Below are 13,092 nucleotides of genomic sequence, written 5' to 3'. Positions count from 1 at the left end.
CGCTAAAGTCAACGTGTTCTTGACATGGGAAGGAGGGGGGCGGTACAATGATTTGGAAAGAACGCTCCGGCGCTGCCGGCGTGAACGATGGAGGAATACAGGTATGGCTGACAACATGGACTTTACTCCGGAGCTGACCCTGACCCCGGATTTAGGCGCCGCCGCCGCGGAGGCCCCTGCCGCGCCCCAGCTGAATACAGACCCCGCCGTCAGTGAGGAGGCCAAGGCCATCCAGCTGGACGAGAGCAAGCTCACTGAGGCCGAGCGCAAGATGGTGGACGACTTTGCCCAGAAGATCGACCTGACCGATACCAACCTCGTGCTCCAGTACGGCGCGGCGGCTCAGAAGAACATCGCCGGCTTCTCGGAGAGCACCCTGAACTCCGTGCGCACCAAGGATCTGGGTGAGGTGGGAGATGCCCTGTCCGCTCTGGTGGTGGAGCTGAAGGGCTTTGGCGGCGAAGAGGAGGAGAAGGGCCTCTTCGGCTTCTTCAAGAAGAAGCGCAACCAGCTGGAGGCCATGAAGACTTCCTACGCCAAGGCCGAGACCAACGTGAACAAGATCGTGGAGGTACTGGAGGCCCACCAGGTGACCCTGATGAAGGACATCGCCATGCTGGACCAGATGTACGACCTCAACACCAAATATTATAAGGAACTGACCATGTATATCCTGGCGGGCAAGAAGCGCCTGCACCAGGTGCGCACCGGTGAGCTGGAGCAGCTGCGGCAGAAAGCCGCCCAGAGCGGGACCCAGGAGGACGCCCAGGCCTACAACGATCTGGCCAACATGTGCACCCGTTTTGAGAAGAAGATCCACGATCTGGAGCTGACCCGGATGATCTCCATCCAGATGGGTCCCCAGACCCGCATGATCCAGAACAACGACTCCCTGATGCTGGAGAAGATCCAGTCCTCCCTGGTGAATACTATCCCCCTGTGGAAGAGCCAGATGGTGCTGGCTCTGGGTCTGGAGCACTCCCGTCAGGCCACCGCTGCCCAGAACGCGGTGACCAACATGACCAACGAGCTGCTGCAGAAGAATGCCGACATGCTGAAGATGGGCACGGTGGAGACCGCCCGGGAGGCCGAGCGCTCTGTGGTGGATCTGGAGACCCTCCAGCACACCAACCAGCAGCTCATTTCCACCCTGGATGAGGTCATGCACATCCAGCAGGAGGGCGCCCAGAAGCGCCGGGAGGCCGAAGTGGAGCTGGGCCGCATCGAGGGCGAGCTGAAGCAGAAGCTGCTGGAGCTGCGGGGCTGATCAAGAAAAGCCAAAGGGCGCTGCAATACCATTGCAGCGCCCTTTTTGACATCAGACGGACACAACTTTCTGCTATTCTGTGTGTGAAAGGAGGGGAGGACCATGTCGGACCGCATTCTGGTGGTGGAGGACGAGGACCGCATCCGCAACATCGTCCGGGACTATTTGACTGCCCACGGCCTGGACTGCGACCTGGCCCGGGACGGGGAGGAGGCTCTGGACCTGCTGCGGGACCACGACTACGATGCCATTTTGCTGGATGTGCTCATGCCTAACCTGGACGGCTTTTCGGTGTGCCGGGCGGTGCGGGCCAAAAGCCGGGTGCCCATCCTCTTCCTCACCGCCCTGGGAAGCGAGGAAGACGTACTCCAGGGCTATGCCTTAGGGGCGGATGACTATGTGACCAAGCCCTTCTCTCTGGCGGTGCTGCTGGCCAAGACAAAGGCGGTGATCCGCCGCAGCCGGGGCGAGGGAGGGGGCGACACCCTTACCTGCGGGGCTATCTCTCTGGATACGTCAGGGCGCACCTGCACCGTAGGGGGAAAGCCGGTGGATTTGACGCCCCGGGAGTACGACCTGCTGCTCTGTCTCATCCGCAACAGGGGCCAGGTGCTCAGCCGGTACCAGCTGCTGGACAAGGTGTGGGGCATCGACTTTGAGGGCGGTCAGCGGGCGGTGGATGTGCGCATCAAAAGTTTGCGGGCGGCCCTGGGAGGCGCCGGAAAGCAGATCAAGACGGTGTTCAAGGCGGGCTATCGGATGGAGGGCGGCTGATATGAAAGATAGACGGCTGTTTTTCGGATGTTTTGCCAAGTCGCTGCTGATTTCCGTATTGCTTTGGGGGGCGGCTGTGGGGGCTATGCTATGGCTCAATTACCGCTGGAGCCAGGAGGATATCATCAGACAGCAGAATGAACTGCCCAATGCCATCGTCCAGGGTGAGACGAAGTTTACTTTTCCCACGCCGTCAGAGGAGGGATATTCGACCTGGGAGAAGGATGAAACCTCTGTTATGTTAACCATGAACAGCTGCGATACCCTGAAGGACTACGGCGGGCAGCTCTTTGTGCGGGTGTATGATGAGAAGGGAGAACGGCTGGGGCAGAGTCAGATGCTGGCGGGCTGCAGCTCGATCTTCCAGGAGAACGGGACAGCGGATGGCTGCTTTCTGGTGTTTGATCCGGCGCTGACGGATGACCAGCAGGCGGAGGCTGCCCGTATCCTGAACCGCTATTCCGACCATTGCTTCTGGATCGGCGAAGAAAAGAACGGTGTCCAGCTGGACGAGATCGAACTGACCGGCTGGAAGGAGGGGGAGGTGATCTATGTCCGGATGCTGACCCTTCTCTACGGAGAAGAACGGGTGGTGCTGGTGGATTCCGATGCAGACCTCTTTCCCGGCAGGTCCCCACAGGAATTCCGTGCCTACGATGTGGAATTTTTCTCCACGCTGACGGGCCGGGGTGGGCCGGAGAAGCGGCTGGAGCAGTACCGGGGCTTGGAGGCAGGGGTGGATGCCGTAGAAGCGGACAATCCACAGTGGATGCTGGGACAGTCCAGCATCATCTATTGTGGAACGGACAATGCCCGTCTGCGGGATTATGGGGAACATCCCGTTGCGTCCAACGATTACCTGCCCGGTGATTATCTCCTGGCCGGTCTGGAACCCGCGGCCTTGGCGACCCTGGCGGCAGCGGTGGCCCTGGCGCTGTTTACCGCCTGGCTGGAGACCCGGGCCATCCGGCGGGAGCGGGCCTTCACCCGGGCGGCCGCCCATGAGCTGAAAACCCCGCTGGCGGTGCTGCGCACCCACGCCGAGGCCCTGCGGGAGGACATCGACCCGGACAGACGGCAGGAATACCTGGGTATCGTGGTGGAGGAGAGCGACCGGATGGCGGCCCTGGTGGGCAGTCTGATGGACCTGTCCCGTCTGGAGAACGGCGGAGTGCTCCAGCGGGAGCCGCTGGACCTGACTGTCCTGGTGGAAAACTGCGCCGCCCGGCTGACACTTCCGGCGGAGCAGAAGGGACTCCGGCTGGTCACCCGGCTGGACCCGGCGGCTGTACTGGGGGATCAACTGCGGCTGGAGGAGGCGGTGGACAATCTGCTGGACAACGCCCTGCGCCACTGCACACCCTACGGCACGGTGACCATCACCCTGACCCGGAAGGGGCGGGGCATCCAACTGACGGTGGACAACGACGGTGAACCCATCCCGCCGGAGCAGCTGGACCGCCTGTTTGAGCCCTTCTACCGGGGAGACCAGGGCCGCAGCCGATCGGACGGCGGCACAGGCCTGGGCCTGGCTATCGTCCGGGCGGTGACAGAGGCCCACGGTGGACGCTGCTGGGCGGTCAACCGCACGGGGGGCGTGGCCTTCACGGTTCAACTGCCCGGCTTGCAATGAACAAAGTGATGTGGTATGATTTCCTCAATAATCGAACGAATGTGAGGGAATATTATGGGCTATAACCGTCCGGAGGCCAAATGGCTGGCCCGGGATTCCATGCGGGGGGCGTATCCCCACCCCATGCTGGTTTCGCTGGTGTATATACTGATGACCAGCGTACTCAGCACCGTCATCATGAACTATGTGGCCGATCCGTTTCAATCGGCCTATTACTACCTGACTCATACCGATTACGGGGTGGAGGAGATCCTGAGCGCCTTTTTTACCCCCTCTCAGATCATGATTATTCTGGTGATGGAGCTGCTGACCAACCTCTACTACTGGGTGGTAAACTACGGCTACACCTCCTACTGCCTGCGGCTGTCCCGGCGAGAGGGTCCTGGTTATCGCAACCTGCTGGATGGCTTTTATAACATCGGCCGGGCGCTGGCAGTGAACTTCCTGGTAAGCCTGTTCACCGTCCTGTGGAGCCTGATCGGCATTGTGGTCTATGTGGCTGCGGTGTTCCTGGCGGTGATCAGCGGGCTGACGGTGCTGATTATCCTTGGCGCGATCTTCATGGCGGCTTGGACCATCGCCGTGTCCTACCGGTACCGGCTGTCGGTCTACTTCCTGCTGGATCACCCGGAGATGGGGGCTCTGGAGGCCATTGGCCACAGCAAGGCCGCCATGCGGGGGCACATCATGGACCTGTTTGTGCAGGACCTGTCCTTCCTGGGCTGGGCGCTGCTCTCCGTCTTTACCTTTGGTATCCTGGGTCTTTGGCTGAACCCCTACATGGGAGCGGCGGAGGCCAACTTCTACCACTGGGTGGTGTACGGGACCTTCCCCGGCGCGCCCACCGGTGGTTGGAAGGCGCCCTATGGCGATCTGTAAGAAGCGTTGAATGAAAAAGCGGGAGCACAGTCCGCCGATGGTGCGGAACTGTGCTCCCGTTTTTGTATATTAGGGTAAGCGGCTCATGCCGCGGGGGGTGTCTCCTCAGGCATGGAAGGAGGCTGCCCGCTGCCCCGGTCAGGGCGTTGACCGCCCATTCCGCCACCGCCGCCGCCCGTCATACCGCCGGGATTGGATTCGGAGCCGTCGTTGGTGGTGACATCGCCGCCGTTGTTGGTGTAGGTGCCGTCGCAGTCCAGGGCGGTGTCGCCGTTGCCGTTGCAGGTCAAGTTCAGGGTGCCGCCGTTGATGGTCAGATCGCCGTTGGAGTCCACGCTGTCACCGCCGGATACGATGGTAATGGTGCCGCCGTTGATGATGATAAAGCTATCGGAGTCGGAGGCAAAGGTGTCCTGGGGGCGGCCGCCGAAGCCGCCGAAACCGGAACTGTCGGCCCCACCAGCGGCATTCAAACCGTCATCGTTGGAGGTGATGTCAAATACGCCGTCCTCAATGGTGATGGACAGACCCTCGATACCCTCGTAGCAGTAGGGGATGGTGAAGGTGCCGCTCTGGATGGTGAGGGCATCGTCACAGTGGACGGCGTCGTCGCCGCTGCTCAGATCGAATTCACCAGCGGCCAGGACCATGACGCCCCCGGCGTGGAGACAGTCGTCGGCGCTGTCGATGGTAAAGGTGCCGCCGTTGATGGTGTAGGAGCTCTCACCCTTGATGCCCTTCTGGCTGGTGGTGTCCTCCTCAGTGGAGGTAGTCTCCTGGGTGGCGGTAGTGCCGGGGCGGCCGGGCGCAAAGCTGTCGCTGGTGGTCATGTCCACGCTGGCGCTTCCGTCACCGGTGGTCAGATCAAAGGTGCCGCCGTCGATCTGGAGGGTGCCGCTGGCGCTGATGGCGTCGCCCTGGGCGTGGATGGTATAGGTGCCGTCAGCGATGTAGAGGGCACCCAGAGTGGTGTCCTCCGTGTTTTCCGCATGGATGCCGTCCTTGCCCGAGGTGATGGCAAAGGTGCCGCCGGCAATGGCCGCGCTGTCTTTGCCGGTCATGCCGTGGCTGGCGGCGGTGATGGTGTAGCTGCCGCCGGTCACCACCAGATCGTCCTTGGACACTACGCCATGTCCAGCCTCAGCCTGGATGGTCAGGCTGCCGGAGCCGTTGAGGGTCAGGTCGGTTTTGGCGAAGATCACCGAGTCGATGTTGTTGTCGTCAATGGCCACATAGGAGCCGCCGTTGGATAGGGTGTTTTCAGATCCCTCCGCCAGAGTGACAAAGACCTTGTCGGCCTCCAGTGCGTAGATGGCGGCGGAGGTGGCACTGTGGATGGTCACGCCGTCCAGCACCAGCTGGACCTTGTCCGTATCGGCGGCGTTGACCACGATCTGGCCGTCCTCCAGGGCGCCGGAGAGCCGGTAGATCCCCTCGGCGGAGATGACCACCTGACTGCCGCTGATGGCCACCCCGTCGGCGTCACAGGAAGCGGAGGTGCCATTGAGGGTGATGTCGATGGCCTGGCTCTCGTCGTAGCTGCCCTCCAGGTCCCGGTCGCTGAACCAGGTGGAACTGGCCTGGGTGATGGATGTGTCCGTCTGAGCCGGTGTGGCACTGGCGGTGGCGGAACTGTCGGGGCTGGCGGTGCAGCCGCTGAGCAGGAGCAGGCCGCAGAGCAGCAGGGCACAGGGGCCCGATGTGTGGATATGGTTCATAGGGATTCTCCTTTACAGTGTGGCTGCGGTGGTGTCCTGGTGGCAGAGGGAGATCTCCAGGTTTCCGTTCCGGAGCCGCAGCGCGTCGATCAGGCCCTTTTCCTGGGCCGAGGCCTTTAGGGTCAGGTCGTAGGTCAGCTTGAACAGGCTGCCCATATTGGTGGTCTTGACCTGGGTGAGGGAATACTGGGTGGTGTAGCTCTCCAGCACCGGGTCAAAGACACCGGCGTAGTCCAGGTCCTCCGGGATGGTGATGTGCAGGGTACGGAACCGGGCGGAACGGGAGCCGCCGCCCAGCCGCAGGGCGGTGTAGAGCATGATGGCGGCTCCCAGGATCAGGGCGAAGAGCAGAGCATAGGCCAGATAGCCCATACCGGCCATAAGCACCGTACCCATGGCCACGAAGATGGCGCCGATCTCCCGGGCAGAGCCGGGGGCGGAGCGGAAACGCACCAGGTTGAAGGCGCCTGCCACCGCCACGCCGGTGCCCACATTGCCGTTGACCATCAGGATGACCACGCACACCACGGCGGGCAGAATGGCCAGGGTGACGGCAAAGCTCCTGGTGCAGTTGGAACGCCACAGGGTCATAGCGCACAGCAAAAGTCCGATGAGCAGGGACACCCCCACACATAATACAAAGGCGCCGGGGGTGATGGCAGTAGTCAGGGCGGTGTCAAAGAGACCGCGAAACAGAGTATCAAGCATAGCGAAGCATACCTCCTTGGGTTGTGGTCAGCATGATTTGATAGGCGCTGCCGTATTTGGAGAAGGAGGTTTTGAACAGCTTCTGCTCTGACAGGACCCGCGCCATCCAGAGGGGGAGACCGCCGGAGACCTTCAGCTCCATCAGCACCTGGTCCGGACCCAGCAGGGGGATGCCACTGGTGTCCGAGTCCAGCGTGAGCCGATCCCGGCGGAAACGGATGTCCGTGTCAAAAGTCACCCGGAAGTCACCGGCCTCTCCGTCGTGGTAGGCGTCCCGCTCATAGGAGAGGAAGACTGCGGGAGACAGGGAGCCGTAGTATGCCATGGTATAGGCCAGCTCCCGACCGATCTGGCTGTCCGGCCAGGCTTGGCTGCCGGACACGCAGGCCAGGGCCTGGGACTGGGGCAGGGACAGGCGGCGCTTGTAGACCACCGAGCGGTATTTCTTTTTCAGTTCCGCAAAGACCGGGCTGTCCATGCCGGCCCGGCCGTAGCTGCGGATGCGTACCTTCTCCTTATAGACCGGTTTGTCCAGACTGCGGCGGATGAGCAGGAACTGAGGGGTATCCAGGTAGAGATTGCGAATGGAGCTGTGGCTGTAGTCGTCGGCCACCATATAGGGCTCCATGGCCCGCAGAACGGCTTCCTGCTGTCGGCGGGTCATCAGGTACTTAAATTCATAGCGTTGAAACACCATTTGAGCGTTCACGGTGCTGTGCCTCCTTGTCGGGAATGTAAGCATACTGTAAAGGCTCAAACATAATTGAACTTAAAAGAGCCGCAAAATTCCAGCTATTTCATATTGGACGGCTGACAATCCACCGGAGGCGTGGTATTCTTTTAATTAAAATTAAGGTGACGACCGCAAAATAGAGCGCAGATTGGAACCCTAAGAAAGGAGGGAGTCAGCCTTGCGCATTTTATTGGCCGAGGACGAACGCTCCCTGTCCCGGGCCCTGGTGGCCCTTCTGGAGCGCAGTAACTACTCCGCAGATGCGGTTTATGACGGGGAAGAGGCGCTGGCCTACCTGGAGGCAGGCAATTATGACGCGCTCATCCTGGATATCATGATGCCCAAGGTGGATGGCCTTACGGTATTGCGACGGCTGCGGGAGAAAGGCAATCCCATTCCGGTGCTGCTGCTCACCGCCAAATCGGAGGTGAGCGACAAGGTGCTGGGTCTGGATACCGGGGCAAACGACTACCTGACCAAGCCCTTTTCCACCCAGGAGCTGATGGCCCGCATCCGGGCCATGACCCGTACCCAAACCGGCCAGGTCAGCAGCCGCATCACCTTTGGCAACATCACCCTGGATCAGGCCACTTTTGAGCTGTCCTCTCCCACGGGCAGCTTCCGGCTGGCCAACAAGGAGTATCAGATGATGGAGCTGCTCATATGCAATCCACGGCAGCTCATTCCCACCGAGCGGTTTCTCGAGCGGATCTGGGGCTATGACAGCGATGTGGAACTCAACGTGGTGTGGGTGTACATCTCCTATCTGCGGAAAAAGCTGACCGCCCTCCACGCCGACATTCAGATCAAGGTGACCCGCAACGCGGGCTATTCTCTGGAGGGACTGTCATGATCAAGTCTCTGCGGCGCAAGCTGATCGCGGCATCCATGTTTTCTCTGGCGGTGGTGCTCTTCCTGATCCTGGGGGGCGTCAACCTGATGAGCTACCACAAGGTGGTGACCGATGCCGATTCCATTCTCACCGTGCTGGGGGACAACGACGGTGGCTTTCCCATGCGGGAGCCGCCTGACGGACCGCAGCCGACCAGACCCCAGGCGGAAAGCGGAGGAAAACGGATGCCCGGCCTGTCCCCCGAGACCCCCTATGAATCCCGGTACTTCTCGGTGCTGGTGGATGACAGCGGCCAGGTGATCCAGTCGGACACAGGACAAATCGCCGCCATTGATGAAGAAGAAGCGGCGAACTATGCCCTGGCGGTGTGGAACGCAGGCCGTGAGCGTGGATTTCTGGGCAGCTACCGCTACCTGCGCTGTGAGGAGGCGGAGGGTACCCGCATCATCTTTCTGGACTGCAGCCGGAGCCTGTCCGGCTTTTACAATACTCTGTTTGCCAGCGTGGCTTTGGCGCTGCTGGGACTGGCTTCGGTGCTGGTCCTGCTGCTCCTGCTCTCCCGGCGGATCGTCCGCCCGGTGGCGGAGAGCTATGAAAAGCAGAAGCGGTTCATTACCGACGCGGGTCATGAACTAAAAACACCCCTGACCATCATCAGCGCTGACGCGGATCTGGTGGAGCTGGAGTGCGGGGAAAATCAGTGGCTGACCGACATCCGCCGCCAGGCGGAGCGGCTGACGAGGTTGACCAACGATCTTATCTATCTCTCCCGCATGGAGGAGGAGAATCCCAACTTGCAGCCCATTGAATTTCCCATCTCCGACGTGGTGGAGGAGATGGTCCAGTCCTTCCAGGCACCGGCCAAGAGTCAGGAGAAGGAGCTGACGGTCTCCATCCAGCCCATGCTCTCCTACACGGGGGATGAGAAGCCTATCCGTCAGCTGGTCTCCATCCTGATGGACAACGCTCTGAAATACTCGCCCCCGGGCGGAACCCTGTCCGTTCAACTGGAGCGGCGGGGACGGGCCGTGCAGCTGACCGTGTCCAACACCACGGCGCAGCCCATGGAGAAGGATCGGTTGGAGCATCTGTTTGACCGTTTCTACCGCATAGACCAGTCCCGCAGTACCCAGACCGGCGGTTATGGGCTGGGGCTGTCCATCGCCAGGAGTGTGGTGGCGGCCCACAAGGGCAAGGTCCGAGCGGAGAGCCCGGACGGTAAATCTTTGACCATTATAGCAGTTCTTCCATAAACGAGGAAAGACCCATGGCTCTGGAAACACCTTGCCGGAGCCATGGGTCTTGTTGGCAAAAAAGATTCTTTATCTTAAGATTTTTTAATGTTACAACTATTTGAGGCGGTCGTGAGTCTTATATAGGAGCAAGGGCGGTAAGCCCGCTGCATAGAAAGGAAGAACGACTATGAAACGTATGGTATGCTTTGTGATGGCTGTGATGCTGGCGGCCTTGAGTTTGACGGCCTGCGGCACGACCGGGGGCGGCAAGGTGGACAGCAAGCCTGGTGCCAGTACAGCGGCTCAGGCGGAAGGAAAGACCGTCCACGGCGTGATCAACCGGAAGGGCGACTTCCTGGTGCTGCTGACCGATGATGGTGATTATCAGATCATGGACTACGGCAAGGGCGTCAATGCGGATGATTTTGCCGAGGGTGACAAGGTCAATATTACTTATACCGGCGAGCTGGGTGTGGAGGGGTCCACCCCGGTGATCGTGGCGATTTCCAAGGCGGAGTAAGTCTGTGATCGTCCAGGGGCCGCGGCAGATACTGCCGCGGCCCCTGCTGCATTTGGAAACAAAATCAAAAAAAGGTACCCGAAGTGCGCCAAATGTTATATAATGGGCAGCATGGAGGTGCACCCTGTTGGAAGAAATAGCCTTTCGGATCTTGATTTGTTTTCTGGCCAGCGCAGGGGCAGGCCTCGGAACCGGTTTTGCCGGTATGAGCGCCGCCACCGTGATCAGCCCCATGCTGGTGACCTTTTTGGACCTGCCCGCCTACGATGCCATCGGCATCGCATTGGCCAGTGATGTGCTGGCCAGCGCGGTCAGCGCCCGTACCTACGCCAAAAGCGGAGCCATTGACCTGAAAAACGGCTTCGTTATGATGTGCGGCGTGCTGAGCATGACCCTGGTGGGCAGCTGGCTGTCCTCTTTCGTGCCCGACGGCACCTTGGGCGGCTTTTCGGTGTTCATGACCTTGGTGCTGGGCCTGAAGTTTCTGCTGCTTCCGTCGGTCAAGCCCAGGCATACCATGCAGGACAGCAGCCGGGTGATGCAGATCGTCAAGGGTGCGGCGGGTGGCTGCTGCATCGGTTTGATCTGCGGCTTTTTCGGCGCCGGTGGCGGCATGATGATGCTGATGGTGCTCACTATGGTGCTGGGCTACGAACTGAAGACGGCCGTGGGTACCAGCGTGTTTGTCATGACCTTCTCCGCCCTCACCGGAGCGGCCAGCCACTTTGCCCTGGGCAATATGCCCAGCCTGGACCTGCTGCTGCTCTGTGTGGTGTTCACTTTGATCTGGGCCCAGATCGCGGCTCGGATTGCCACCCAGGCGACTCCGGAACTGCTCAACCGCCTGACCGGTTTGATCCTGACGATCATCGGCATTGTGCTGGTGACCATATCCCTGCTGTAAAGAAAACCCCCGAGGAAATGCTCCTCGGGGGTTCTTACTGTACTACGGGTTGCAGCGGCCGCAGGGGGAGTAGCCCCGGGCGATTACGTCCTCCCGCAGGCCGGTGTAGGCCTGCTTGTTGGACTCCTTCATCTGATCTACGCTGGAGCAGCCGGGCTTGTGGAATTTCCCGGTGTTGGTGTTGAGAATGTAGTCGTTCAGTTCCACATCCTGTGTCACAGGCTGGACGCTAGGCTTCGGCGTGGAGGTTGGGACCGCTGTGGGAGTGGGTGTAGGCGTAGGTGTGGGGGTGGCAGTGGGTGAGGGGCTGGGTGCCTCCACCACATAGGGCGAAGGGGATGGGGTGACCTGCGGGGCGGGGGCTGCTCCGCAGCCTGCCAGCAGCAGCGCCAGGCCCAGTGCCAAAAGCTTTTGTTTCATGTGATCTGACCTCCTGCTCACCGGATAGGTGCAAATTCGGGCTTTTTTCTCATTGTATCCCGCCCGGCGAAAGAAAGCGGGCGAATCTAGTCGAATGGGGGAGGGCGGGGACACAAACTGGCGATTGATTCCGAGGTAGCCTTGTGAGATAATAGCGGTGACTCCAAAGAGGGGCAGGAAGCTGCCCAATGAAAAAACAGATGAGGTGGACCAAATGGCAAACGAGTACATTCGCTTTACCGACGATATGAGCGCTCCCTATTCCGATCTGGTGGTGGTGGACGGGAAGTTCCTCTTCCTCTCCGGCCTGGTGTCGGAGGACCTGAACACCGGGGATCTGGTGTGCGGCACCATCACCGAGGAGACCCGCCAGGTACTGGACAACCTGAAGGTTCTGTTGGAGCGCCACGGCTCCGACATGGACCACGTGGTGCGCATCGACGTGCTGCTGCGGGACTTTGCCGAGCGGGACGAGATGAACGCCGAGTATGTGCGTCACTTTGATCCCAAGCTCATGCCCGCCCGGCTGTGCTATGGCAACGTGGGCCTGGCGGACCAGTGCAAGATCGAGATCGCCGTCACCGCTGTCAAGGCGTAAGAGCATAAAGCGCTGAAAGGGGCGCGCCGCATGGGGCGGCGCGCCCTTTTTTCAGACCAAAAGTGTGGTGACATCCCGGCCCGCCCATGCTAAACTGGAATTACAGAAATCCTTCGGAATGACACAGAACGTACACATGCCCGCGGTAGGATAGGGGCGAAAGGGAGGGAGCGGCCATGAACAGCAGGGTACTGATCGTGGAGGATGAGGCCAGACTGCGGGAGGTGCTGTGCGACTATTTCTCCAGCAAGGGGGAACTGCCAGTGGAGGCGGAAAACGGGGTGCAGGCCCTGGCCCGTCTGGAGGAGGAGCCCTTTGACGCCGTACTCATGGACATTATGATGCCCGAGCTGGACGGACTGTCGGTATGCCGGGCGGTGCGCAGGACCAGCGATGTGCCCATCCTCTTTCTCACTGCCCTCTCCGACGAGGAGGACAAGCTGCTGGGCTATGAGCTGGGGGCAGACGACTATATCACCAAGCCCTTTACCCTGTCGGTGCTATACGCCAAGACCATGGCCCTCATCCGGCGCAGCCGGGGTACCATGCGTTCCGGCGACCGGCTGGAGGTGGGCGGCATCGCCCTGGAGCTGTCGGCTCAGAAAGTTTATGTCAACCGGAAAGAGGTGGCCCTGACCCCCAAGGAGTTTGCCCTGCTGCGCTGCCTGATGCAGAACAAGAACATGGTCATGAGCCGGGAGCAGCTGCTGGTGAAGTGCTGGGGCTATGACTACGAGGGGGAGTCTAGGGCGGTGGACACCCACATCCGACGCCTGCGGGACAAGCTGGGAGAGGAGGCCGGACGGATCAAGACTGTCATCAAGGCGGGATACCGACTGGAGGGGTGAGC

The 13,092-nt window shown here is 60.7% G+C and carries 14 protein-coding genes; 10 read left to right on the top strand and 4 right to left on the bottom strand.

Annotated features, from left to right (window positions below):
* Nucleotides 1-103: 103 nt before the first annotated feature.
* The 4 genes from J9789_RS10085 to J9789_RS10070 all read left to right on the top strand — a co-directional run bounded on the left by J9789_RS10085 (nt 104) and on the right by J9789_RS10070 (nt 4,553).
* Complete coding sequence (locus J9789_RS10085; RefSeq protein ID WP_209344986.1) at nt 104-1,267, top strand: toxic anion resistance protein; 1,164 nt, start codon at nt 104-106, stop codon at nt 1,265-1,267.
* 102 nt (nt 1,268-1,369) lie between these two features.
* A complete protein-coding gene (locus J9789_RS10080) occupies nt 1,370-2,041 on the top strand; it encodes a response regulator transcription factor (protein WP_209344984.1) in 672 nt (223 codons plus the stop codon).
* A gap of 1 nt (nt 2,042) precedes the next feature.
* Nucleotides 2,043-3,674: a HAMP domain-containing sensor histidine kinase gene (locus J9789_RS10075; protein WP_209344982.1), complete on the top strand. Its 1,632-nt coding sequence runs from the start codon at nt 2,043-2,045 to the stop codon at nt 3,672-3,674.
* 54 nt (nt 3,675-3,728) lie between these two features.
* Nucleotides 3,729-4,553 carry a DUF975 family protein gene (locus J9789_RS10070; protein WP_209344980.1) on the top strand — a complete coding sequence of 275 codons (825 nt, stop codon included), beginning with the start codon at nt 3,729-3,731 and terminating at the stop codon, nt 4,551-4,553.
* An 83-nt stretch (nt 4,554-4,636) separates the two neighbouring features.
* On the opposite strand, the gene J9789_RS10065 is transcribed toward J9789_RS10070, so the two are convergent.
* From J9789_RS10065 to J9789_RS10055, 3 genes are read right to left on the bottom strand one after another with little or no spacing between them, the layout of a single operon-like run.
* Complete coding sequence (locus J9789_RS10065; protein ID WP_209344979.1) at nt 4,637-6,271, bottom strand: carbohydrate-binding domain-containing protein; 1,635 nt, start codon at nt 6,269-6,271, stop codon at nt 4,637-4,639.
* Nucleotides 6,272-6,283: 12 nt separating this feature from the next.
* A complete protein-coding gene (locus J9789_RS10060) occupies nt 6,284-6,979 on the bottom strand; it encodes a DUF4956 domain-containing protein (protein WP_209344977.1) in 696 nt (231 codons plus the stop codon).
* Entirely contained in the window at nt 6,972-7,688 is a 717-nt protein-coding gene (locus J9789_RS10055; protein ID WP_209344975.1) for a polyphosphate polymerase domain-containing protein, read from the bottom strand. Before J9789_RS10055 ends, J9789_RS10060 begins: the two co-directional genes overlap by 8 nt.
* Nucleotides 7,689-7,890: 202 nt before the next feature.
* Here J9789_RS10055 and J9789_RS10050 point away from each other — a divergent pair, with 202 nt between their 5' ends.
* The 4 genes from J9789_RS10050 to J9789_RS10035 all read left to right on the top strand — a co-directional run bounded on the left by J9789_RS10050 (nt 7,891) and on the right by J9789_RS10035 (nt 11,224).
* Nucleotides 7,891-8,565 carry a response regulator transcription factor gene (locus J9789_RS10050; protein WP_209344973.1) on the top strand — a complete coding sequence of 225 codons (675 nt, stop codon included), beginning with the start codon at nt 7,891-7,893 and terminating at the stop codon, nt 8,563-8,565.
* Nucleotides 8,562-9,818 (top strand): HAMP domain-containing sensor histidine kinase, encoded by a 1,257-nt coding sequence (locus J9789_RS10045; protein ID WP_209344971.1) that lies wholly within the window; start codon nt 8,562-8,564, stop codon nt 9,816-9,818. The genes J9789_RS10050 and J9789_RS10045 overlap by 4 nt, the downstream gene beginning before the upstream one ends.
* A gap of 169 nt (nt 9,819-9,987) precedes the next feature.
* Nucleotides 9,988-10,320, top strand: coding sequence for a hypothetical protein (locus tag J9789_RS10040; RefSeq protein WP_209344969.1), 333 nt, complete (start codon nt 9,988-9,990; stop codon nt 10,318-10,320).
* A gap of 127 nt (nt 10,321-10,447) precedes the next feature.
* Nucleotides 10,448-11,224, top strand: a complete 777-nt coding sequence (locus tag J9789_RS10035; RefSeq protein WP_209344967.1) for a sulfite exporter TauE/SafE family protein — start codon at nt 10,448-10,450, stop codon at nt 11,222-11,224.
* Between the two features lie 42 nt (nt 11,225-11,266).
* On the opposite strand, the gene J9789_RS10030 is transcribed toward J9789_RS10035, so the two are convergent.
* Complete coding sequence (locus tag J9789_RS10030) at nt 11,267-11,644, bottom strand: hypothetical protein (RefSeq protein WP_209344965.1); 378 nt, start codon at nt 11,642-11,644, stop codon at nt 11,267-11,269.
* 214 nt (nt 11,645-11,858) lie between these two features.
* Here J9789_RS10030 and J9789_RS10025 point away from each other — a divergent pair, with 214 nt between their 5' ends.
* Together J9789_RS10025 and J9789_RS10020 are read left to right on the top strand one after the other, a co-directional pair.
* Nucleotides 11,859-12,242, top strand: a complete 384-nt coding sequence (locus tag J9789_RS10025) for a RidA family protein (protein ID WP_209344963.1) — start codon at nt 11,859-11,861, stop codon at nt 12,240-12,242.
* A 176-nt stretch (nt 12,243-12,418) separates the two neighbouring features.
* Complete coding sequence (locus J9789_RS10020) at nt 12,419-13,090, top strand: response regulator transcription factor (RefSeq protein ID WP_209344961.1); 672 nt, start codon at nt 12,419-12,421, stop codon at nt 13,088-13,090.
* Nucleotides 13,091-13,092 lie beyond the last annotated feature (2 nt).

Source organism: Flavonifractor sp. AGMB03687 (assembly GCF_017811815.1).
GTDB lineage: Bacteria > Bacillota > Clostridia > Oscillospirales > Oscillospiraceae > Flavonifractor.
The sequence above is the reverse complement of the archived record's forward strand: the minus strand, read 5'-3'. Positions and strand labels throughout refer to the sequence as shown.

Coding starts and splice junctions, on each gene's coding strand:
- J9789_RS10085 (WP_209344986.1), top strand. CDS start 104: ATGGCTGACAACATGGACTTTACTCCGGAGCTGACCCTGACCCCGGAT.
- J9789_RS10080 (WP_209344984.1), top strand. CDS start 1,370: ATGTCGGACCGCATTCTGGTGGTGGAGGACGAGGACCGCATCCGCAAC.
- J9789_RS10075 (WP_209344982.1), top strand. CDS start 2,043: ATGAAAGATAGACGGCTGTTTTTCGGATGTTTTGCCAAGTCGCTGCTG.
- J9789_RS10070 (WP_209344980.1), top strand. CDS start 3,729: ATGGGCTATAACCGTCCGGAGGCCAAATGGCTGGCCCGGGATTCCATG.
- J9789_RS10065 (WP_209344979.1), bottom strand. CDS start 6,271: ATGAACCATATCCACACATCGGGCCCCTGTGCCCTGCTGCTCTGCGGC.
- J9789_RS10060 (WP_209344977.1), bottom strand. CDS start 6,979: ATGCTTGATACTCTGTTTCGCGGTCTCTTTGACACCGCCCTGACTACT.
- J9789_RS10045 (WP_209344971.1), top strand. CDS start 8,562: ATGATCAAGTCTCTGCGGCGCAAGCTGATCGCGGCATCCATGTTTTCT.
- J9789_RS10040 (WP_209344969.1), top strand. CDS start 9,988: ATGAAACGTATGGTATGCTTTGTGATGGCTGTGATGCTGGCGGCCTTG.
- J9789_RS10030 (WP_209344965.1), bottom strand. CDS start 11,644: ATGAAACAAAAGCTTTTGGCACTGGGCCTGGCGCTGCTGCTGGCAGGC.
- J9789_RS10025 (WP_209344963.1), top strand. CDS start 11,859: ATGGCAAACGAGTACATTCGCTTTACCGACGATATGAGCGCTCCCTAT.
- J9789_RS10020 (WP_209344961.1), top strand. CDS start 12,419: ATGAACAGCAGGGTACTGATCGTGGAGGATGAGGCCAGACTGCGGGAG.